General features: G+C 68.3%; 18 protein-coding genes. 11 read left to right on the top strand and 7 right to left on the bottom strand.

Annotated elements, in window-relative coordinates:
- Positions 1 to 4 precede the first annotated feature (4 nt).
- Entirely contained in the window at positions 5 to 556 is a 552-nt protein-coding gene (locus BR78_RS0113225; RefSeq protein ID WP_029936676.1) for a hypothetical protein, read from the bottom strand.
- An 85-nt stretch (positions 557 to 641) separates the two neighbouring features.
- Between BR78_RS0113225 and BR78_RS0113220 the strand changes: the two genes are divergently transcribed.
- From BR78_RS0113220 to BR78_RS0113185, 8 genes are all read left to right on the top strand, one after another.
- Positions 642 to 2,894, top strand: coding sequence for a DUF2460 domain-containing protein (locus tag BR78_RS0113220; protein WP_029936675.1), 2,253 nt, complete (start codon positions 642 to 644; stop codon positions 2,892 to 2,894).
- The gene (locus tag BR78_RS0113215; RefSeq protein WP_029936674.1) at positions 2,891 to 3,697 is read left to right on the top strand and encodes a DUF2163 domain-containing protein; all 807 of its coding nucleotides are present in this window, start codon (positions 2,891 to 2,893) and stop codon (positions 3,695 to 3,697) included. Before BR78_RS0113220 ends, BR78_RS0113215 begins: the two co-directional genes overlap by 4 nt.
- A complete protein-coding gene (locus tag BR78_RS0113210) occupies positions 3,697 to 4,092 on the top strand; it encodes an NlpC/P60 family protein (protein ID WP_443027678.1) in 396 nt (131 codons plus the stop codon). Before BR78_RS0113215 ends, BR78_RS0113210 begins: the two co-directional genes overlap by 1 nt.
- 1 nt (position 4,093) lies before the next feature.
- The gene (locus tag BR78_RS0113205; RefSeq protein ID WP_025561175.1) at positions 4,094 to 6,241 is read left to right on the top strand and encodes a phage tail protein; all 2,148 of its coding nucleotides are present in this window, start codon (positions 4,094 to 4,096) and stop codon (positions 6,239 to 6,241) included.
- A 23-nt stretch (positions 6,242 to 6,264) separates the two neighbouring features.
- On the top strand, positions 6,265 to 6,759 hold the full coding sequence (locus tag BR78_RS0113200) for a DUF2793 domain-containing protein (RefSeq protein ID WP_331280244.1): 495 nt from the start codon (positions 6,265 to 6,267) through the stop codon (positions 6,757 to 6,759).
- Between the two features lie 109 nt (positions 6,760 to 6,868).
- The gene (locus tag BR78_RS0113195; RefSeq protein WP_025561177.1) at positions 6,869 to 8,002 is read left to right on the top strand and encodes an OmpA family protein; all 1,134 of its coding nucleotides are present in this window, start codon (positions 6,869 to 6,871) and stop codon (positions 8,000 to 8,002) included.
- Between the two features lie 358 nt (positions 8,003 to 8,360).
- The gene (locus BR78_RS0113190) at positions 8,361 to 8,870 is read left to right on the top strand and encodes a Panacea domain-containing protein (protein ID WP_025561178.1); all 510 of its coding nucleotides are present in this window, start codon (positions 8,361 to 8,363) and stop codon (positions 8,868 to 8,870) included.
- Complete coding sequence (locus BR78_RS0113185) at positions 8,842 to 9,246, top strand: hypothetical protein (protein WP_156022318.1); 405 nt, start codon at positions 8,842 to 8,844, stop codon at positions 9,244 to 9,246. The genes BR78_RS0113190 and BR78_RS0113185 overlap by 29 nt, the downstream gene beginning before the upstream one ends.
- A gap of 25 nt (positions 9,247 to 9,271) precedes the next feature.
- On the opposite strand, the gene ygfZ is transcribed toward BR78_RS0113185, so the two are convergent.
- Complete coding sequence (gene ygfZ / locus BR78_RS0113180; RefSeq protein ID WP_025587369.1) at positions 9,272 to 10,021, bottom strand: CAF17-like 4Fe-4S cluster assembly/insertion protein YgfZ; 750 nt, start codon at positions 10,019 to 10,021, stop codon at positions 9,272 to 9,274.
- Positions 10,022 to 10,064: 43 nt separating this feature from the next.
- Between ygfZ and BR78_RS0113175 the strand changes: the two genes are divergently transcribed.
- The gene (locus tag BR78_RS0113175) at positions 10,065 to 11,390 is read left to right on the top strand and encodes a dihydroorotase (protein ID WP_025587370.1); all 1,326 of its coding nucleotides are present in this window, start codon (positions 10,065 to 10,067) and stop codon (positions 11,388 to 11,390) included.
- Between the two features lie 160 nt (positions 11,391 to 11,550).
- Positions 11,551 to 12,273 (top strand): energy transducer TonB, encoded by a 723-nt coding sequence (locus BR78_RS22320; protein WP_269320210.1) that lies wholly within the window; start codon positions 11,551 to 11,553, stop codon positions 12,271 to 12,273.
- On the opposite strand, the gene BR78_RS0113165 is transcribed toward BR78_RS22320, so the two are convergent.
- From BR78_RS0113165 to BR78_RS0113155, 3 genes are all read right to left on the bottom strand, one after another.
- A complete protein-coding gene (locus BR78_RS0113165; protein ID WP_029727472.1) occupies positions 12,270 to 12,533 on the bottom strand; it encodes a DUF1294 domain-containing protein in 264 nt (87 codons plus the stop codon). The two genes, BR78_RS22320 and BR78_RS0113165, sit on opposite strands and share 4 nt — an antisense overlap.
- Positions 12,534 to 12,575: 42 nt before the next feature.
- Complete coding sequence (locus BR78_RS0113160) at positions 12,576 to 14,543, bottom strand: hybrid sensor histidine kinase/response regulator (RefSeq protein ID WP_025587375.1); 1,968 nt, start codon at positions 14,541 to 14,543, stop codon at positions 12,576 to 12,578.
- Between the two features lie 99 nt (positions 14,544 to 14,642).
- Positions 14,643 to 15,404 (bottom strand): DUF1134 domain-containing protein, encoded by a 762-nt coding sequence (locus BR78_RS0113155; RefSeq protein ID WP_025587376.1) that lies wholly within the window; start codon positions 15,402 to 15,404, stop codon positions 14,643 to 14,645.
- Positions 15,405 to 15,687: 283 nt separating this feature from the next.
- Here BR78_RS0113155 and BR78_RS0113150 point away from each other — a divergent pair, with 283 nt between their 5' ends.
- On the top strand, positions 15,688 to 16,482 hold the full coding sequence (locus BR78_RS0113150; protein ID WP_197021391.1) for a polysaccharide deacetylase family protein: 795 nt from the start codon (positions 15,688 to 15,690) through the stop codon (positions 16,480 to 16,482).
- A 67-nt stretch (positions 16,483 to 16,549) separates the two neighbouring features.
- On the opposite strand, the gene BR78_RS0113145 is transcribed toward BR78_RS0113150, so the two are convergent.
- Both BR78_RS0113145 and BR78_RS0113140 read right to left on the bottom strand, forming a co-directional pair.
- The gene (locus BR78_RS0113145; protein ID WP_025587378.1) at positions 16,550 to 19,873 is read right to left on the bottom strand and encodes a glycosyltransferase; all 3,324 of its coding nucleotides are present in this window, start codon (positions 19,871 to 19,873) and stop codon (positions 16,550 to 16,552) included.
- A 132-nt stretch (positions 19,874 to 20,005) separates the two neighbouring features.
- Positions 20,006 to 20,695 carry a type IV secretion protein VirJ gene (locus BR78_RS0113140; protein WP_025560937.1) on the bottom strand — a complete coding sequence of 230 codons (690 nt, stop codon included), beginning with the start codon at positions 20,693 to 20,695 and terminating at the stop codon, positions 20,006 to 20,008.
- Positions 20,696 to 20,705: the final 10 nt, after the last annotated feature.

Below are 20,705 nucleotides of genomic sequence, written 5' to 3'. Positions count from 1 at the left end.
TCGATCAGAGAAGATAGCGCGCCGCTAGCCCCGCCAGCAGGATGAGCAAAAGGAGACTGCCCCATGCCGGCCGCGCATGGCCGGTCGCTTTGGCATGACCGTTGCGGAGGATCGTCTGCCGGATGACAGGGGGAAAAGCACAGCCGATCCCGGTCGAGATGTTGCGCCATCTGTTTCCCTGGCGCAGCTGCAGGGCCGACCAATAGCCGTTTTTCCTGCCGATCGCGCGATAGAGAAGCACGCGCGATTCTCCGGTGATCAGGCCGTCGACGGCGTCGCAGGTCCGTTGCCAGGCTTCCGGATCGTCGAGGGGGAAGATGTCGGCGAACCAGGCGTCGCCAGTGGTGCCGAGCGTCAGTTCATCGTGGCTGAACGCGAACCATAATTCGAAATCGAGGCCGGGCTGCTGCGGCAAGGTGCAGGAGAGCTCGACAGGGGCGTCCTCGCTCCATTCGAGGCGGAGCGAATGCCGCGCTGCCGTATCGGCGAGCATTTCGCGTACGCGGACGAGAAGCGCCTGCTCCCATCCGTCTTCGCGGACGGGCAGTTTAGCCATGCGGCGAAGGGCAATGGGCGAACATGTCCGCACCGTAACAGATGACAAGCCGTCGTGAAGGGCGCGGGCACAGAGGGGATAGACCATGGCGCATTGGCTGGCGTCCGAGCGGGGCGGGCAGGCGGAGGGGGTGCTCTCGCGCTTCGACCCGGCTTACTGGACGGTCAATTTTCCGCGGCCGATGATGGCGAGCGTGGTGACGACGGCGCCCGATGCGCTGCGCGTCGATGCGGTCTTCTATCGGCAGGACGATCTCGCCGGGCTGATCTGGGAGGCGGAGGACCGGTACGACCATCCGCTGCTCCGCTACGAGACCGATCGCGACTTTCGCGGGTGCCGGTTGCGGTTTCGCTGGCGGTCGGCGGGGGTGCTGGCGCTCGACGCGGTGAACGGGCCGGTGCTGACGATCGAGGGTCGCGACGCCATGGGGAATCCGCGGGCCTGGTATGTGCGGCTGTGGAATTATGCGAGCGGAGTGCCCGAGGACGCGATCGTCGCGATCGATTTCGCAAATGTCGACGGCGGTTTCATGCTGCCCGGCGAGGCGGATCCGGTGTTCGCGGGGGATGTCGACCGGATGTTCGTCTCGCTGGTGCCGGCGGGATACACCGCAGCCGATGCGGCGCTGGCGGCGCCGGCCGAGGCCTGGGTCGAGATCAGCGGGATTGCATGCGAGGGGCCGGGATCGGTGCTCAGCGTGGGCGATGTGGTGCTGCCCGAGCACGGGCTGCGGATCGCCAACGGCTATGACGATTGCTATCATCTGACGCCCGCGCGGGTGCTGCGCAACGCGCTCCAGCTCGGCTATCGCGGGAGCATCCTGCATTATGTCGGGATGAGCCATTATTTCCGGCTCGAGCTCAATTCGGGCGGCTATTATGTCAGCCTGGCGGGAGGCACGCTCAACGTGGCGTGTGCGGCGTGGCATGGCGACTTCGCGCGGCGGGCCAGGGCGCTCGGTTATGAGGTGATCTGGTCGCTCTCGTACGAACTGCTCGACCAGCATTGCTGGAACGACTGGAAGCAGCGCGCGGCCGACGGATCGCCGGGGCTGACCGGGTGGACCCCGCCCTCGGCATTGCTCTCCCCCGCACATTCGGGGGCGATGTATTATCTGCGCGTGGTGGCGCTGGCGTTCGTGGGCATCGCGCAGGCCGCGGGGCTGGCGGTGAAATTCCAGGTCGGCGAGCCGTGGTGGTGGGTGATGCCCGACGGGCGGCTGTGCATCCACGACGATGCGGCGAGGGCCGAGCTGGACGATCCGCCCGAGCAGAATGTGCGGGGGACGGTCGATACCGCAGTGCTCGATGCGGCGGGGGCCTTGCTGGCGGCATCGACTTTGGCGCTGCGCGACGTGGTGCGCTGGGCGCCGGGGGCGGAGGTGCTGCTGCTCGCTTATCTGCCCACGGTGCTCGATGCGGCGGCGCCCGAGCTCCAGCGCGCCAATTTGCCGACCGGCTGGGCGGCGCCGGCGTTCGATGTGCTCCAGCTCGAGGATTATGACTGGGCGGCGGCGGGGAACGAAGCGGCGAGCGCCCGGGGCATTGCGCTGGCCGAGGCGCGGCTCGGTTATGCCGCGGCGGACCAGCATTATCTGGCGGGGTTCGTGCTGAACCCGGCGGACAAGGCGCAGTGGCGGCCGATCGCGGCGGCGGCGGAGCGCGGGCGAAAGCGCGGCGTGCCGGCGACGTTCGTCTGGGCGCTGCCGCAGGTGCTGCGCGACGGCTTCGTGCATTTCGATGGGGAGGATGCTGTGGACGCGTTCGACGACGTGCTGTTTCCGCTCGCTTTGGGGCGCGAGGCCGAAGTGGCGCCCGAGGTCTCGACGGCGGTCGTGACCAGCGCGGGCGGGCGCGAGAACCGCAATGCCGAATGGGCCGAGGCGCGGATGCGCTACGATGTCGGGCCGGGGGTGCGATCCGAGGCCGACATCGCCGCGCTGATCGGGTTCTTCCGCGCGCGGATGGGACCGGCACGCGGCTTCCGGCTGCGCGATCCGTTCGATGCATCGGGCGGGGACGAAGTGCTCGGGGTGGGCGACGGCGCGGAGGCGCGGTTCCAATTGGTGCGGCGCTATGGCGACGTGACGCGGCGGATCACCCGGCCGGTGCGCGGCAGCGTGCGCCTGGCAGTGGACGGGCTGGCGACCGAGGACTTCACGCTGGGCGAACGGGGTGTGGTGACCCTCGATGCGGCGCCGGCCGCAGGCGCGGTGGTGACGGCGAGCTTCGACTTCGACGTACCGGTGCGGTTCGCGGAGGACCGGCTCAATGTCAGCCGGGCGACCTATCTTGCGGGGGCAGCGGCTTCGGTGCCGCTGGTCGAGGTGCGCGAATGAGCTGGCTGGATGGCGAATGCACGACGCTGGCTCTGTGCTGGCGAGTCGAGCGGCGCGACGGGGTGACGATCGGAATCACCGCGCATGATCGCGACCTGGAAATCGACGGTCTCGTCTATCGCGCGGCGCCAGGGATGATGCCGAGCGCGATCAGCCGCAGCGCGAACCTCGATGCCGACAGCATGGACGTGACCGGCGCGCTGACGAGCGCGGCGATCGGCGAGGCGGACCTGCTCGCCGGGCGCTGGGACGGGGCTCGGGTGACGCTGTTCGCGACCGACTGGTCGGCGCCGGGCGCGATGGTGGCGCTGGGCGAAGGGACGATCGGCGCGGTCGAGACGCGCGGCGGGACGCTGACCGCGGAGTTGCGCGGGCTCTCCGAGATGCTCGAGCGGCCGGTGGTCGAGGAGACTTCGCCCGAATGCCGCGCCGAACTGGGCGATCGGCGCTGCCGTGTGGCGATGGCGGGGCGGCGACGGTTCGCGCGGGTGACGGCGGTGGCGGGATCGGTGGTGACGCTCGATGCGAGCGAGCCGGTGGCCAACGGCTGGGGCGGCGGGCGGCTGCGCTGGTTCGGCGGGGGCAATTCGGGGCTGGAGGATGCGATCGCGCGATCGGACGGCGCGACGGTGACGCTGCGGCGGCCGCCGCGCTTTGCGGGCGCGGGGGCTTTGGTCGAATTGGTCGAGGGGTGCGACAAGAGCCTTGCGACCTGCGCGGGCCGGTTCGGCAATGCCGTGAACTTTCGCGGCGAGCCCTGGCTGCCGGGGATCGACCTCCTGACGCGGTATCCGGGCGGATGATGCCGGGCGAGCGCGCCGTCGCGGCGGCGCGGGCGGCGCTGGGCGTACGGTTCCGGCTGCACGGGCGGAGCGCCGAGGGGCTCGATTGCGTCGGGCTGGCGGCGCTGGCGCTGCGGGCGGAGGGGTTCGAGGGGCGGGTGCCGAGCGGCTATACGCTGCGGAGCGGCGATGCCGTGCGGGTGCGTGTTGCGATCGAGGTGCTCGGGCTGGTGCCGGCGGCCGAGCCGCGGCCGGGCGACCTGCTGCTCTTCAGGGCGGGCCCGGGGCAGCTGCATTTCGCGATCCAGGCGGAGGCGGGAATCATCCATGCCGACGCGCGGCTGCGGCGCGTGGTGGAGCGGCCCGAACTGCCCTGGCCGGTGATCGGCCGCTGGCGTCCGGCGACGGGAGACTGACATGGCGACAATCGTGTTGACGGTCGCCGGCAGCCTGATCGGCGGGCCGGTGGGCGGGGCGATCGGCGGGCTGCTGGGCGGCGTGGTCGACCGCGAAGTGCTGTTCAAGCCGAAGGGGCGCGAAGGGCCGCGGCTGAGCGAGCTGCGCGTCCAGACATCCTCCTACGGCACGCAGATCCCGAAGATCTTCGGGACGATGCGCGTGGCGGGATCGGTGATCTGGGCGATCGACCTGATCGAGCACCGCGCGACGCAGAGCAACGGCAAGGGGCGGCCGAGCACGACCAGCTACAGCTATACCGCGTCGTTCGCAGTGGCGCTGTCGGCACGGCCGATCCTGGGCATCGGGCGGATCTGGGCGGACGGCAAATTGCTGCGCGGCGCCGCCGGAGACTTCAAGGCGCGAACCGGGTTTCGCGTGCATCCGGGAACCGAGGATCAGGCGCCCGACCCGCTGATCGCCGCGGCCGAGGGGATCGGGATGGCGCCCGCGCATCGCGGGATCGCCTATGCGGTGTTCGAGGATCTCGAACTCGGCGATTTCGGCAACCGCATTCCCTCGCTGAGCTTCGAAGTGATCGCGGATTCGGGGCCGCAGGCTGCCGGTGCGATAGCGCAGGCGCTGGCGGGTGACGTGCTGGTCGCCGACGAAGCCACGGCCGCGCTGGCGGGTTTCGCCGCCTCGGGCGCGAGCGCGCGGGCGGTGATCGAGACATTGGCGGGCGCGGCGGGCGGATGGTTTCGCGCCGATGCGGGCAAGCTGGCGTTGCTGCACGGTGATGGCGCCGCGGTGGAACTGGCGGACATGGGCGCGGGCGAGGAGCACGGCCGGGGGCGTCGCGACATCGCCGCCGCCGACACCGCGCCGCGCGCGCTGACGCTGGCTTATTACGAGCCGGGACGCGACTATCAGGCCGGCGTGCAGCGCGCGATGCGGCCGGGTGCCGGGGTGCGCGAGGCGCGGATGGAGCTTGCCGCGGCGATCGACGCGGCCAGCGCCAAGACGATCGCCGAGGCGGCACTGATGCGCCTCGACATGGAACGCGAGCGGCGCACCGTGGCATTGCCCTGGGGATCGCTGGAGGTGCGCCCGGGCGAGCGTGTCACGATCGCGGGCGCGCCGGGGACGTGGCGCGTCGAGCGCTGGCGGCTCGAGAACATGGTGGTGCTGCTCGAATGCGTCGCGGTGACGCCGGGCGCGCCGAGTGCCGAGGCGAGCGGCGGGCGCGTGTTGCCCGCGCCCGATCTCGCGACGGGCGAGACGGTGGTCCATGTGTTCGAACTGCCGCCGCTGGGAATGCTGGCGACGACGCCACGGCTGGCGATCGCCGCGGCGGGGACCGGGCCGGGGTGGCGGAGCGCCGCGTTGCTGATCAGTACCGACGATGGCGCGAGCTGGTCGCCCGCGGGAGCGACGGCGGCGCCGGCGGTGCTGGGCCATGTCGTGACGCCGCCCGGCATGGCCCCGAGCCATCTCGAGGATCGCGTGAACACGCTGGTGGTCGAGCTCACGAACGGCGCGATGCTGCTGCACGACGCCGATACCGTCGCATTGGCGGCGGGGACGAACCTGGCGATGGTGGGCGAGGAATTGCTCCAGTTCGCGCATGCGGTGCCGCTGGGCGGGCGACGCTGGCGACTGGAGGGCCTCTGGCGCGGGCGCCGCGGGACCGAAAGTGCGATCGGCGGGCAAATGGCGGGCGATCGCTTCGTGCTGCTCGAACCGGAGGCGTTGGCGACGCTCGACCTGCCGATGCAGGTGGTGGGGACCAGCGCGCGCGTGCTCGCCCAGGGCGTGGGAGACGAGGATGCGGCTGAAGCCGCGGCGGCGATGACCGGCGTCTCGATCGTGCCGCCGGCGCCGGTGCATCTGCGCATCGACGATCTTCCCGACGGGAGCGCGGAGGTTCGCTGGATGCGACGCAGCCGGCTCGGCTGGGACTGGATCGATGGCGTCGACGCGCCGCTGGGCGAGGAAAGCGAGCGCTATCAGGTGACGATCCTGCGCGCCGAAGGGCCACAGGTCGTGGAAATGCTCGAGCCGCGAATTGCGCTGAGCGCCGGAGAGCGGGTCGCGGCGACGGAGATCGTCGTCCGGCAGATCGGGGCGCATGGCCTGTCGCGTCCGGCGATGCTCGAACTGGCTTGATCGGGAGAGAATGGATGAGTGACATGCATACGCCGCGGCTCGCGCTGCCGCTGTTGCAACCGGGGCAGGCGCAGAAAGAGATGCTCGTCAACGAGGCTATCGCGCTTCTCGATATCGCGGTGCAGGGCGCGGTGGCCGCCGCGGCGCTGGACGTGCCGCCGGTGGATCCGAATCCGGGCGATTGCTGGATCGTCGGCAACGCTCCCGGCGGCGCCTGGGCCGGCCATGCGCACGAGATCGCCGGCTGGACCAGCTCGGGCTGGCTTTTTGTGCGGCCGCGCGAGGGAACGCAGCTTTGGGTCGGCTCGACCGGGAGCGTCGCGCTGTTCACGGGCGGCGCATGGCGCCTGGGCGAGCTTCACGGGAAATTATTTATCGAGGGAGACCAAGTGGTTGGTCCAAGGGAGGCTGCCATCGCGGAACCCTCCGGGGGGTCGACGGTTGATGCCGAGGCACGGACAGCGATAGCTTCGGTGCTGGACGCATTGCGGGCACATGGTTTGATCGAGGGAGGTTGAAACTGTGACGTTGATGCAACAGTGCCGGTTTTGTGAGCTTGCGCAGAAACTTTCGTTTCGGTAGTGAGTTTGTCGCTGTCCGTAGTGACAACTTTGAAAGGGGATTAATATGCGGAAGCTTGCCGTAACTCTGGCACTAGCGACGACCGCGCTCAGCACGCCCGCACTTGCACGCGACGATGCGTGGTACGTGGGTGTCGAGGGCGGCGCCATGCTGGTCGAAGACATTGATTGGGACGTCGGCTCTGCGATCGACAGCGTCACCACTGACCATCGCGCCGGTTTCGACGTCGGCGGTACGGTCGGCTACGACCTCGGTCCGGTTCGCCTCGAGGCGGAAGTCGGCTATCGCGCCGCCAACGTGACGGGCCTTCGCTCGACGACCACGCTTCCGGCGATGACTGCTGCGGGCGGTACGGTCTTCGTACCGGGCGGCACCTATGACTTTGCCGGCGGCCGTGACTCGGCGCTGAGCTTCATGGTCAATGCGCTGTGGGACTTCGGTGACGACGATGGCGTGCAGGGCTTTGTCGGCCCCGGCCTCGGCGTTGCGCGGGTCAAGAGCCGCGTTGGGCTGAACACCAACGGCGACTTCCTCGACGATTCGGATACCGTCGTCGCCTGGCAGGCGATCGCGGGCGTCCGCGCTCCGATCTCCGACAATATCGACGTGTCGCTGAAGTATCGCTTCTTCAACGCACCGGGTGCCGAGCTCGTCGACGTTGCCGGTCGCCCCTGGTACGGCCGTTTCCGGTCGCACAGCATCATGGGCGGCCTGGTGTTCAACTTCGGTGCTCCCGAGCCCGAGCCCGTCGCTCCGCCGCCCGCACCGGCGCCGGAACCGATGCCCGCACCGGCTCCCGAGCCCGCTCCGCCGCCGCCGGCGGTGCAGTGCACCCCCGGACCGTACATCGTGTTCTTCGACTGGGATAAGTCGGACATCACGCCGGAGGCCGCGAGCATCCTCGACAACGCCATCAGCAACTATCAGAACTGCGGTAACTCGCAGGTCATGCTGGCCGGCCACGCCGACCGTTCGGGTCCTGCAACCTACAACGTGGGTCTCTCGCAGCGTCGTGCCGACTCGGTTAAGGCCTATTTCACGGGCCGCGGCGTCTCCGAAGGCGTCATCTCGACCGAAGCGTTCGGCGAAAGCCGCCCGCGCGTCGAGACCGCAGACGGTGTCCGCGAACTGCAGAACCGCCGCGTGGAAATCATGTACGGCCCGGGTTCGGGTCAGTAAGCCACGCTGGTTCTTCGGAACGGCAAAAGATTGGGGAGGTCGGGAAACCGGCCTCCCTTTTTCTTTCAAGCATAAGCTATTGCTGGAGCAGTGATGAGCACATCGGGCTGGTTCTGGACGACTGCGCTCGCGGCTGTTGCGGTTTATTGCGCCGTGCAAGCGGTTCGGGGCTTCAGGGCAAAGCGTTACGCGTGGGCAGCAGCGGCTGCCATCTCGGCTGTGCTGCTTCTAACGATGCCGATGCAATCGCATGCCGTTAAGATCGATCTACCCCAGTCACACTGAAGCTTGCCTAGGGGCGGCTCTATTTCCGTTCTGGAACGAGTTCCTATATGGATCGGATCCAAGAGGAACGCAGATGACCGCCTGGTCCGCCGAAATCGCCAACGAATTCATCCGCCGGGCCGCGGCGGAGAAACGCGCGCTCACCCAGATGCAGCTCCAGAAGCTCGTCTACATCGCGCACGGCTGGAACCTGGCGATCAACGGCGAGAAACTCACCCATGACGATCCGCAGGCGTGGGACTATGGGCCGGTCTATCGCGACTTGTGGGAGGCGCTGCGGACCTATGGCCGCGCGCCGGTCACGCGAGAGATCCTGAATGGCGAATATCTCCCGGGGATGCTCGACGACGAGACCGCCAGTGCCCCGGCGCGCGCGCGGCTGAACGACGACGAGCGTGCGATCATCGACCGGGTCTATCAAAGCTATGGGCGCTTCCACGCCTTCAAACTCTCGGCGCTGACGCACGAGCCCGATACGCCCTGGACCCATGTCTATGCCGAAGGCGGCGGGCGCTTCCATGAGATCACCTCCGAGCAGATCCGGCAGTATTTCCTTGACCTTGCCGCCCGCCAAGCTGCCTGATCCGACGCTCGACGCGATCGATGCGGGTGCGGCATTGGTCGAGGCCAAGCTGCGGCCCGACCTCAACGACATGCTCGAGAATGAAGAGCTCGAGGCGCTGCGGCTGCGCAACCGGCTGGCGCGATCGCAGATCAAGAACGTCAAGGCTGACCGGGCGATGCGGAAAACCTATGCGGGCCGCATCCTGCTGTATCTCGAAATCTACTCGGTGACGGTGGCGTTGATGGTGGTCGCGGCCGGTTTCCGGGTTCGCGGCTTCGATCTGCCGGTGGAGATCCTCGCCACGCTCGTCGGCAGCACTGCGGTGGCGGCGATCGGCCTGGTCGGATTCATCGCACGCGGACTGTTCCGGACGCCGCCGCCCGACGTGAGCTGATCTCGCGGATATTATTCCGGCGCAATCAGAGGGACGATGCCCCGGGCTGCTCGTGGAGTGCCGCGCGAAGCCAATCGGGAACGATCGCGTCGCCCAGAGCCTCGACGCGGCGCAGCTCGATCATCAGTCCCAGATCCGGCCAGGTCGCCCGCGTGCGATCGCCGGCCTCGCCGATCGGCGCGACGACCAGCCGGCGATTGACCTTGGCGCGATAGTGCATCCGCGCGGTATTCTCCTGGCCGACATAACAGCCCTTGGTGAAGCTCACGCCGCCCAGCTCGGCGGCGTTGCATTCGAGCCACAGTGTCTTGTCCTGGCCGAGCTCGGCGGCGCCCTCGGTCACGCCGAGGTGGAGGCGATGCATCGGCCAGCCCGTCGCCGGATCGCCGGCCGCGGGGCCGAGCCAGCGACGACCGAGTTCGGGGAGGCGCGGATCGGGCACGCCTTCGGTGCCGTCGGGGCTCCAATGGACGCCGCCTTCGATCGGCTCGATCGCGATCGGGCGGCGGAGCCGGTAGAGGGTGAGGCGGCGGGCGAGCGCATCGCGCTGGCCGGCCTCGCAGTCGATCACGATCGCCTCGCCGTCGTCCCACAGGATGAAATCGAACAGCGCCTTGCCCTGCGCAGTGAGCAGGCCCGACCATTTGGGCGCGCCCGGCTTCACGTCGGCCAAATCCTGCGTGAGCAGTCCTTGCAGGAAGCCGCGCACGTCTTCGCCGCCGACGCGCAGCAATGCGCGATCGGATAGCCATGTTCCGGGGCTGGTTTCGTTCATGGGGAACAGGTAGGAGCCGGGCACGCGCGACGGAAGAGGCGATATGACGAAGGTCGATCTCAAACTCACAGGCGGGCGAGTGCATTTGCCCGGCGGGCCGGCCGAAGTGGAGGTCGGTGTCTCCGGAGGCCGCATCGTGGCGATCGGCGATGTCGGCGATGCCGGCGAGACGGTGGACTGCACCGGGCTCGACGTGCTGCCGGGCGTGATCGACAGCCAGGTGCATTTCCGCGAGCCGGGGCTCGAGGCCAAGGAAGATCTCGAGAGCGGCAGCCGATCGGCGGTGCTCGGCGGCGTGACCGCGGTGTTCGAGATGCCGAACACCAAGCCCAATACCGATAGCGCCGAAGCCATTGCCGACAAGCTCGCGCGCGCCCGGGATCGCATGTGGTGCGACCATGCCTTCTACGTCGGCGCCACCGCGGCCAATGCGCCGCAGCTCAAGGAGCTCGAGCGGCTGCCGGGCACGGCGGGCGTGAAGATCTTCATGGGCGCCTCGACCGGCGACCTGCTGGTCGCCGAGGATTCGGAACTGGCGCGGGTGCTGGCTTCGGGCAAGCGCCGCGTGGCGATCCATGCCGAGGACGAGGCGCGGATGAACGCGCGGCTGGACGCGCGCGTCGCCGGCGATCCCGCCTCGCACCCGGTGTGGCGCGACGACGAGAGCGCATTGCTCGCGACGCAGCGCATCCTGCGGCTCGCGCGCGAGGCGAAGCGCCGGATCCATGTGCTCCACGTGACGACGCCCGCCGAGCTGGAGCTGCTGGGCAGGAACAAGGACATCGCGACCTGCGAAGTGACGCCGCAGCATCTGACGCTGGCGGGCGAGGACGCCTATCCGCGGCTCGGCACCTTTGCCCAGATGAACCCGCCGATCCGATCGGGCGCGCATCGCGACGGGCTGTGGCGCTGGCTGAACCAGGGCGTTCCCGACGTGATCGGATCGGACCATGCGCCGCACACGCGCGAGGAGAAGGCGAAGGAATATCCGGCGAGTCCGAGCGGCATGCCGGGAGTGCAGACGCTGCTGCCGCTGATGCTCAACCATGTCGCCGAGGGGCGGCTGACCTTGCAGCGGCTGATCGACATGACGAGCGCGGGACCGCAGCGGATCTTCGGCATCGTCGGCAAGGGACGCATAGCGGTCGGCTATGACGCCGACTTCACGATCGTCGACCTGAAGGCGCGCTGGACCGTGGAGGAGAGCTGGCTCGCCTCGCGGTGCGGCTGGTCGCCGTTCACGGGCATGGCGCTGACGGGCAAGCCGCTGGGCACGATCATTCGCGGCAACCGGGTGATGTGGGAAGGCCAGCTCGCCAATGCGGCAATCGGCGCGCCGGTGCGGTTCGAGGCAGTCGAGTTCGGCTGATCCCGGCCGATCGCGCCGGTGCATCCTTTGACCGCCAGCGCACGTTCATGAGGTCTATGCTGTTGGGAACGCATATTTCCTGACGAGGCTGGCGTTTGCGACCATGACCTTTGTGCGATCGACCCGAGCGGAGCGGGGCAGGGCTGCAGCGGGCGCTGCCATGCTGACCGCCGCGCTCGGTTATGCGCTGGTGGCGGGGCTCGCGATCGGCAGCGGCAAATCCCCCGAGGAAGCGCTCCAGATCTTCGAGGTCGGGCCCGAACCCCCTCCTCCGCCGCGCGAGAAGATCGTGCCGCACCGCAATCCGAGCCATCGCCGCGAAGGGGCGGCGTCGCCGCCCAATTTGCGGTCGGAACCGACCGAAGTGGTGGCGCCGACGCCGGTGGTGCCGCTCCCGATTCCCCCGCCGGTGATCGCGGCGCCCATTGCGGGAATCGGCAGCGCGCCGACGGCGGGCAATGCCGATGTGCGCGGTCCCGGCACCGGTAGCGGCGGCGAAGGGAATGGCCGTGGCAGCGGCGGCGAGGGCGACGGCAGCGGCGACGGGGGTGCGGAAATCCCGCCGCAGCAAGTGCGTGGCGAGCTCCGCGATTCGGACTATCCCGAGGGCGCCGCGGAAGCCGGCATCGGCGGCACGGTGGGGGTTCGCTATCTCGTCTGGACCGACGGCCGCGTTCGCGAATGCACGATCACGCATTCGAGCGGCAGCGCCGAGCTGGATGCCACGACCTGCCGGCTGATCGAGCAGCGCTTCCGCTTCCACCCCTCGCGCGATAGAAGCGGGCGGCCGGTCCCTGCATTGATCGTCGAGAACCACAGCTGGATGGTGCAGCGGGAGCCCGAGGAACCGCCGGCCCGGCGGAGGCGGCGGTTCGGCTTCTAGATCGCGAACCCGATCGCAACGCCGAGCTGGATCATCGCGATCAGCCACAGCCAGGTCGAGAAGGGCTGTTTGCGGGTCTTGTGGCGAAAGAGGTGGCGCGCAGTGAAGGCAGCGGGCGTGCCGCCGATAAAGGCCAGTGCGAGCAGGTCTGCTTCCGGAATCCGGCGCTTGCCTGCAATTGCGCGCTGTTTGTCCTGATAGAAGCGCAGCATCGTCCAGAGGTTGACCGCCAGCAGCGCCAATATTGCGTAAACGAGCATAATCGAAGTCTGGGATAGCACGGTCGAGAAGTCCACGACCGTTTAACGCCGCCTGCGTCCCGGGAATTTGAGCACTTCAGCGGCCGGACGGTTCGCCGCCATGGTCCGGGCGATGCCGCGCAGGAGCTGGTCCTGGCCGAACGGCTTGGCGAGGCGCGGTAGGTCTTCCGCGATGCCGTCGGGCAATTCGGCATAGCCCGAGACGAGCAGGACCGGCAGTCCGGGCCAACCCGCCTGCGCCGCTTCGGCGAGCTGCGCGCCGGTCATCTCGGGCATAGCGAAATCGGTGATCAGCAAGTCGACATGGCCTTCGCTCAGCAACTGGAGCGCGGCCCTGCCCGATGACGCCAGAAGCGCGCGATGCCCGGCATCCTCGAGCATCGCCGCGGTATTGGTGAGCACCAGCGCGTCGTCGTCGACCGCCAGCACCACCAGCTTGTCCATGGTCGCGGCGGGTTGCTCGGAAGCCGCATCCGCCCGGTCCCTCGGCGCATCGTCCTGGGATACCGGCAGCCAGAGTTCGGCCGTCGTTCCCTCGCCGACGCTGCTGCGCAGCGTCAGCTTGCCGCCGCATTGCTCGGCAAAGCCGTGCACCATCGACAGGCCGAGGCCGGTGCCCTTGCCGACGCCCTTCGTGGTGTAAAAGGGTTCGGTGGCGCGCGCGAGCGTCTCCGCGTCCATGCCCTGCCCGTCGTCGATGACCGACAGGCAGACATAGGCGCCGGGCTTCAGCCCGCCGCCGGACACGACATGCTCCTCGCGCGCAGCGATGACGATGCGACCGCCCTCGGGCATCGCGTCGCGGGCATTCACCGCCAGGTTGATCAGCGCGAGCTCGAGCTGCGCGGGATCGGCGTGGACATGCGGGACGACCAGCGGGAACTCGGTGTCGATGCGAACGCCGCCGCCGATCGTGCGCTGGAGCAATTCGGCCATGCCGCGGACCAGCGCGACGGGATCGACGGTCTCGAGCGCAAGCTCCTGCTTGCGGGCGAAGGCGAGCATGCGCTGGGTGAGTGTCGCGCCGCGCTCGGCGGCCTTCATGGCGTTGTCCAGGAAGCGCGAAATGTCGGCGCCGTCGGCCATCTTGCGGCGGGCGAGATCGAGGCTGCCGACGATCGCGGCGAGCAAATTGTTGAAATCGTGCGCCACGCCCCCGGTCAGCTGGCCGATCGCTTCCATCTTTTGCGACTGGAAAAACGCTTCCTGTGCCTGTTCGAGCGCGAGCTGCGACTGGCGCCGCTCGGTGAGATCGCGAGTGACCTTGGCGAAACCGATCAGTCCACCGCTCGAATCGCGGACCGGATCGATCACGACGCTTGCCCAGAAACGCGTGCCGTCCTTGCGCAATCGCCAACCCTCGGCTTCGAACCGGCCGTGGTTCGTCGCCGTTTCGAGCGCCCGGCGCGGGACGCCGGCTTCGCGGTCCTCTTCGGTGTAGAAGCGGGAGAAATGCTCGCCGATGATCTCGTCGGCCGTATAGCCCTTGAAACGCTCGGCACCTGCGTTCCAGCTCGCGACATGGCCGTTGATGTCGAGCATGTAGATCGCATAATCGGTGACGCTCTGGACCAGCAGGCGGAAGCGCTCCTCGCTTCGGCGCAAGGCTTCGTCGGCGGCGCGGCGGTGCGTGAGATCGCGCGTGACCTTGGCGAAGCCGATCAAACTGCCGTCCGGCTGGCGGATCGGATCGATGACGACGTTCGCCCAGAAACGCGTGCCATCCTTGCGCACGCGCCAGCCTTCGGCCTCGAAGCGCCCCTCGCGCTCGGCGGTGCGGAGCGCCAGTGCGGGTATCCCCGCGGTGCGGTCCTCATCGGTGTAGAAACGCGAGAAATGCTGGCCGATGATCTCGTCCTTGGCATACCCCTTGACCAGCTGCGCGCCTGTGTTCCAGGTCGCCACGTTCCCAGCGGTATCGAGCATGTAGATCGCATAGTCGGTGACGCTCTGGACGAGCATCTCGAACCGGTTTGCACTCGCCTCGCCTGAATCCGCAATCGTCGTCATAGGCTCCCCACGGGACCCGATGACGGCCCGACACAGCGGGAAAAACGCGAGTTTCGGGCGTTCGTTCCTAAGCCGTGAGAGAAGCGGCGCCCCTGGAGGTCAGAAGGGCAACCAGCGCTGCTTTTCGCTGAACTTCATATAGCCGGCATTGACGCCGAGCCGCCAGCCGACGCCGAGCCGGACCGGGATCAGCACCACGTCGCCGCGGCGCATATAGCTCGCCGAGAAGCCGCCGACGAAATAGACGCGGCCCTCGCCGGCGGGAAAGCGCTTGTAGAGCTCCTGGCTGTCGTAGAGATTGTAGACCAGCACGAAGACCTTGTTGGCATCGCCGCCGATGTCGAAACCGATCGACGGGCCGGTCCAATAGACCTTCCGCTGGCCCTCGACCTTGTGGAACAATTCGCCCGAGCCGTAGCGCAGGCCTACGCCGACCGCGCCGCCCGCCTCTCGCCCGGCGATATAGGCATTGGGTTCGCCCTGGTCCTTGAGGATGTTCTCGATGATGCCGGCCAGTCCCGACGCGCCCTTGCCGAACACGCCCTCGGCCGCGCCGATCAGATCGTCGCGCTGATAGGTGTTGGTGGCCTGCGTACGCGCGTTGGCGGCGCTGCCGGTCCCGGCGGGAGGCGGTATCTGGACGGGCTGCGGATCGACCGGCGCATCGTTGCGGGGCGTTTCCTGATAGGCACCCGGGTCCAAGGGCTGCGGATCGCCCTCCACCGGTGGTGGGGGCGGCGTCTTCAGGTCCGAATCGATCGCGGTGTTGGGATCGATCGTGGTGATCTGGGCGGAAGCCGGCGCCGCGCCGAACCCGAGCGCAGCCGTCGCCACCCACAGCATCAAGGTCCGCACGTGCATCCGATTCCCATCCCCGGCAACTTCCAGCCCGGTACGCTACGACTGCGCGCCTGACGCTGCAATGAACGGACGACCATTTTCGACGAAATCCCCGACAGCCACGGCACGCCGACCGGCAATGTCGCATTGGACCGGAAGCTGAAGTCGTGGGCACTGAGCGGAGATGAGGCGCTGAACGGCAACCCCTTCGTGCGTGCGCAGCGCGCTTGTTGCGCGTCCGTCGTGTGACCGGTAGCAGCATCAAAATGACGCCGTATGCGACGGAAAGGGTGGGGCGATGACGATGAAGACATTTCTGGCGCTCGCTCTGAGCCTGCTCTGCGCCGTGCCGGCCGCATCGGCGACGAAATGGCCAGGAGGGGCCAAGGCAGCAGTGGTGCTGACCTATGACGATGCGCTGGACTCCCAGCTAGACAACGCCGTGCCGGCGCTGGACGCGGCCAGATTCAAGGCGACCTTTTTCCTCTCCGGCCTGAAGGTGTCGGCCGTTCCGCGCTGGCGTGCCGTGGGCGCGGAGGGCCACGAACTCGCCAACCACACCCTCTTCCATCCCTGCCCCGCCTCCAAATTCTCCGCCGACCCCCGCTACACATCCGAGGCATATACGCCGGCGAGCATGCTGAAGGAGATCGAGCAGCAGAACGTCCTTCTGACCGCGCTGGACGGCAAGCCGACCCACGGGTTCGCGTCGCCGTGCGGCCAGACCATGGCGGGCGGCGTCGACTATCTCGAGGCGCTCCGGGCCGCGAAGCTGGTGACCTACGCGCGCGGGGTCTACACCTCGCCCGACGATCTTCGCGCCGACGTCGGCCGGATCGATCCGATGCACGTGCCCTCGCGCGGGTTTCCCGAAGGAGTCACGGGCGCGCAGCTAATCGAGTTCGCCAAGGAGGAGGCAGCCGGCGGCGGCATGGCGGTCTATCTGTTCCACGGCGTCGGCGGCGACTATCTGCAGGTCTCCGACGCCGCGCACCGCGAGCTGATCGCCTGGCTCGCCGCCCACCGCAAAGAGGTCTGGGTGACCACCCTGCAGGGCGCACTGGACTGGGCCAAAGCGCACCCGGATCCGCAGCAATAGGCGGCAGTCGCGAACGAACCCGCACCGTTCCAACGGGGATTGGCTCGGAAAGGGACGCTCGCCCGGATCAGCTCGCACCGACCGCCAGATCGCCCGTGACATTGCCGGTTCGCTCGAGCTTGCCCCAGCCCACCACCCAGCCTCCGATTGCCGAGGCGATCGCGCGCACGACCACCCAATACATGATCTGCCGATAGACGAACCGCTGCGCGACTAGCAGATGCGGCGGATATTTCGCACGACTGCCGTCGAGCGCATAAGCGAGCCAGCCGCACAATATGTCGACCCCAGTGAAAGCCAGCCAGTAGAGCGCCATCGTGCCGAGATCGCCGCTCGTCTGCGCCCAGCCATGCTGCTGAAGGCGCAGCGCCGTGCCGGCGATCGACAGGATCAGGGCCCCGTCGATGAGCGGCGAGATCGCGGCGAAGACGATCTGGAACAGCCATGCCTGGGGCAATCCCACCAGCGCCAGTCCCGAGGGCTCGCGCGTGCGCAGGATCGCACGGTGCTTCCATAGGCATTGCAACGTCCCGAACGCCCAGCGATAGCGCTGTCTGGCCAGTGCCCTGAAGGTCTCCGGCGCCTCGGTCCAGGCGACGGCCGTCGGGTCGTAGGTGACCCGCCAGCCCGCCCGCTGCACCGCGATCGTGAGATCCTGGTCCTCCGCGAGCGTATCCTCGGGATAGCCGCCGACGGACTCGATCGCGGCACGGCGCCACGCGCCGACCGCGCCGGGCACGACCGTGATGGCGTCGAAACCGGCAAGGGCGCGGCGTTCGAGATTCTGCGCCGTGATATATTCGACGGCCTGCCAGCGCGTGACGAGATTGACCCGGTTGCCGACCCGCGCATCCCCCGCCACGGCGCCGATGGCGGGATCGGCGAACCAGCGGGCGAGCCGCCGGATGGTCGCCGGCTCGAACTGGGTGTCGGCATCGAGCGCGATGATCACTTCCCCGGTCGCCTCGCGCAGCGCGCGGTTGAGCGCCGCCGCCTTGCCGCCGTTACGCAGCGTGAGAAGCGTCACTCTCGAATCCTCGCCGAAGCGGGCACGGACGATCTCGCTGGTGCGGTCGCTCGATCCGTCGTCGGCGACGATGACCTTCAATGCCGGATAGTCGCTGGCGAGCACGCGCGCGACGGCATCGGCGATCACCCGTTCCTCATTATATGCCGGTATGATCACCGATACGCCGGGTTCGAAAACGGGCGGTGCTTGCCGGCGCCGGCTGCTCTGAAACCATGCGAGGCCGGCCATCACCACCGCGCGGGCGATGCCGAGCGCGATCGCGACATAGAAGAGCCAGCCGAGCCCCGCCGCCAGGGCCGCGAGGAGCAGGAAGATCGCCACATCGGTGCGCACCGCGAACAAGTCGCTGCCCGTTACCGGAGGCATGGCCTGTGCCAGCGGGATGCCGGCGAGTTGCGAAGCCGGAACGAAGCGATAGCCTTGCGCCTTCAGCGTCGCGATGATCCGGGGCAATGCGGCCAGTGTCTGGCTGCGGTCCCCGCCGCCGTCGTGCAGCAGGACGACATTCGCCGAATTCGCGGGCGTCGCGGCATGAACCTGGGCAAGGACCTGATCCGCGATCGCGCCCACGCCGGGGCGCTGCCAGTCGTTCGGATCGACGTGCAGCCCCACCACCGTATAGCCCGCTTTCTGCGCCTCCAGCGCCGGGCCGAGCTCGTCGGCCGTGGTCGGCTCGGCGTCCCCGAAATAGGGCGCGCGGAACAGCGTCATGCTGTGCCCGGTATAGGCCTCCACAAGCCGCTGGGTCGAATTGAGTTCCAGTCGCGTCTGCGCCGCGCCGGCATTGGCCAGATCGGGATGCGTATAAGTGTGATTGCCGATTTCGTCGCCGTCGGCGATCATGCGCCGGAGCAGATCGGGATGCTCCAGCGCATTCTCGCCAATGACGAAGAATGTCGCCGGCACGTGCGCGGCCTCGAGCGTGTCGAGGATGCGGGGTGTCCAGACCGGATCCGGACCGTCGTCGAAGGTCAGTGCCAGCAGCTTCGGTTCCGCGCCGCCGGTGCGCTGGACGACATAGGGCGTGGGGACCGCCAGATACCGCTCGTCACGGATCATCTTCTGCGCGTCCACCGCCACGGTGCGGTGGCCGTCGGTCGGCGTCGCGCTGATCCGCAGGATCTCGCCCGAGCCCTCGACATCCGTGTTCAACAGCGAGCGGGGGGTCGAGAGGTCGGGCATGCCGCCTCTGCGGAAGGCGTGGAGATCGGACCAGAAACCCGGATCCTCGCTACCCAGCCGCCAAAGCGCGACGTCGTCGATACCGAGCCGCTCCAGCGCCTGGAGCTGGTTCCAGCTGGTGGCGGCGTCCATCATCCAGATATTGTGGCGTTGCCCATCCTCGTCATAGGCGAATCCGGCATTGCCGCTGGAGCGATCGAAAGTGATCGGCGCTTCGCCGTCATGCGCGGCGAGCCATGCCTCCTCGATCGACAATGCATCGGTGTGGGCATCGGTGTGGCCGCCATGCCAGTCATAGGCATAGCTGCCGAGCGCGACGACGAGCTTCTCCGCGCCCACTGCGCGCCGAGCCGTCTCGACCTGGCGGACGAACCAGTCCTGCGCGGCGATCGGGCCCGGCTCGCCCCCCTCCCAATGCTGGTCATAGGCCATGAAGATCAGCCGGTCGGCGACATGTGCGAGGGCAGGGAGCGGCCAGTTCTCGTCCTCCGCGGGCACCGTGATCGCGAGTTGCGCCCCTGCGGGCAGCGCGGTGCGGAGCTCGCGGAGGAAGCGCAGATAGTCGCTCATCGCGCTTCGCGGCAGCGTCTCGAAATCCACGACAAGTCCCGCGTCCTGGCGTTCGGCGACCATCCGGGCGAGACTGGCGGCCAGGGCGCGGCGGTGCACGGCATCGCGAAGCAGCGCCGCGGCGCCGACGCCGTCCCACGCGTTGCCACTGAAATTCTGCACCATCGGGAGAATCTTCGGCGGTGTGCGGGCCGCGCGGATCGCCCCGTCGAATTGCGGGTCGTTCTCGATCTTTATCGCGTGATCAGGGCCGGCCACGGTGACGACCGCCGGTACGACCCAGTCGAGCGAGCCGATGTTACGCCGTAACGAGGCGATGCTCGCATCGTCGCCGGGCACATAGAAGCCGATATTGAGCGGCGTGTGCGGGTCTTTCGAGACGAAGGTCGGCAACCAGGCCCCCAGGCCGTGACGACCGTGCGCCCCGCCCAGGCGCGCAGCGTGGGGCTGCGAAATCGGAAGAGTGAGTGCGCGCCCCTGCGGTACGGCGATGAGCGTCGTCGCGAACGCCACCGCGCCGACGAGCACCAAAGCGATCAACGCGGCGAGCGTGCGCTTTGACCAGCGGCTGCGGCGGCCGGTGGGGTCGAAAAAAACGGGCGGACGCATGCCTTGCCTTCCCATGAGCGTCGGATGATGCGCCGTCCCTATCCTCCCGAAGATGTCGCGGGACTGGGAGCGAGCTTAAATTCTCGTCATGTTCGCGCGATCCGAGCGTGCCGTGATGCGGAATAGCGCGCGTCAGCCAATGATCCCCGGATCGGCGGCATGCAGGGCATCGACCATGGTCTTGACGAGCCGCTTGTCGTCCCGGTGGAGGAAATGACCGCCGGGCAGCGCGATTACGCGCGCGGTGCCGTTGAGGGCGGGACAGAGGCTGTCGGACTCGAGCACACCATAGATGCAGATGATCGGTGCCCAGGCGAGCGCGCGCATCGCGGGTGCGGGGCGTGCGTCGGGAGTGCCGAGATAGGTAAGTCCGGTCGGGTCGGCCCGAAAGAAGACCGTCTGCGCCGGCACCACCAAGGTGATGGCGGCGACCCGCGCGCGAAGATCGGCCGGCAGATCGGGCGCGGCGGTCGCGACCATGTCGGCACCGAACGACTGGCCGATCAGCACGATTCTGCTTGCGCCGGTCCGTGCGATGGCGGCGCGGATCGCGTCCGACAGGATCGCGTCCACTTCGGCGCGGGTGCGATGCGTGGCGAAGTTGACCGACGAGCTAACTCCGAGCACCGGAATGCCGCGCGCAGCCAGCGCAGGCGCTACCCTCGGTCCCATGCCGAAGCCGAGGCCCATGTCTCCGGAAAAATAGACCGCGGCCACGCGCGGATGCTGCCGGCCGGTGCCGAACATGCGTAGGGGCTGCCCATCGAGAAGATGCAGCGCCGGCGCCGCGAGGCCGAGCCCCACCAGGACGATGCAAACCAACGCGCCGATT

It is taken from the genome of Sphingomonas sp. UNC305MFCol5.2, from assembly GCF_000712135.1.
Classification (GTDB): Bacteria; Pseudomonadota; Alphaproteobacteria; order Sphingomonadales; family Sphingomonadaceae; genus Sphingomonas.
The sequence above is the reverse complement of the archived record's forward strand: the minus strand, read 5'-3'. Positions and strand labels throughout refer to the sequence as shown.

What these genes read in the sequence shown, in the direction of transcription:
- BR78_RS0113225 (WP_029936676.1), bottom strand. Translation starts at nt 556, where the DNA reads ATGGCTAAACTGCCCGTCCGCGAAGACGGATGGGAGCAGGCGCTTCTC.
- BR78_RS0113220 (WP_029936675.1), top strand. Translation starts at nt 642, where the DNA reads ATGGCGCATTGGCTGGCGTCCGAGCGGGGCGGGCAGGCGGAGGGGGTG.
- BR78_RS0113215 (WP_029936674.1), top strand. Translation starts at nt 2,891, where the DNA reads ATGAGCTGGCTGGATGGCGAATGCACGACGCTGGCTCTGTGCTGGCGA.
- BR78_RS0113210 (WP_443027678.1), top strand. Translation starts at nt 3,697, where the DNA reads ATGCCGGGCGAGCGCGCCGTCGCGGCGGCGCGGGCGGCGCTGGGCGTA.
- BR78_RS0113205 (WP_025561175.1), top strand. Translation starts at nt 4,094, where the DNA reads ATGGCGACAATCGTGTTGACGGTCGCCGGCAGCCTGATCGGCGGGCCG.
- BR78_RS0113200 (WP_331280244.1), top strand. Translation starts at nt 6,265, where the DNA reads ATGCATACGCCGCGGCTCGCGCTGCCGCTGTTGCAACCGGGGCAGGCG.
- BR78_RS0113195 (WP_025561177.1), top strand. Translation starts at nt 6,869, where the DNA reads ATGCGGAAGCTTGCCGTAACTCTGGCACTAGCGACGACCGCGCTCAGC.
- BR78_RS0113190 (WP_025561178.1), top strand. Translation starts at nt 8,361, where the DNA reads ATGACCGCCTGGTCCGCCGAAATCGCCAACGAATTCATCCGCCGGGCC.
- ygfZ (WP_025587369.1), bottom strand. Translation starts at nt 10,021, where the DNA reads ATGAACGAAACCAGCCCCGGAACATGGCTATCCGATCGCGCATTGCTG.
- BR78_RS0113175 (WP_025587370.1), top strand. Translation starts at nt 10,065, where the DNA reads ATGACGAAGGTCGATCTCAAACTCACAGGCGGGCGAGTGCATTTGCCC.
- BR78_RS22320 (WP_269320210.1), top strand. Translation starts at nt 11,551, where the DNA reads ATGCTGACCGCCGCGCTCGGTTATGCGCTGGTGGCGGGGCTCGCGATC.
- BR78_RS0113165 (WP_029727472.1), bottom strand. Translation starts at nt 12,533, where the DNA reads ATGCTCGTTTACGCAATATTGGCGCTGCTGGCGGTCAACCTCTGGACG.
- BR78_RS0113160 (WP_025587375.1), bottom strand. Translation starts at nt 14,543, where the DNA reads ATGACGACGATTGCGGATTCAGGCGAGGCGAGTGCAAACCGGTTCGAG.
- BR78_RS0113155 (WP_025587376.1), bottom strand. Translation starts at nt 15,404, where the DNA reads ATGCACGTGCGGACCTTGATGCTGTGGGTGGCGACGGCTGCGCTCGGG.
- BR78_RS0113150 (WP_197021391.1), top strand. Translation starts at nt 15,688, where the DNA reads ATGAAGACATTTCTGGCGCTCGCTCTGAGCCTGCTCTGCGCCGTGCCG.
- BR78_RS0113145 (WP_025587378.1), bottom strand. Translation starts at nt 19,873, where the DNA reads ATGCGTCCGCCCGTTTTTTTCGACCCCACCGGCCGCCGCAGCCGCTGG.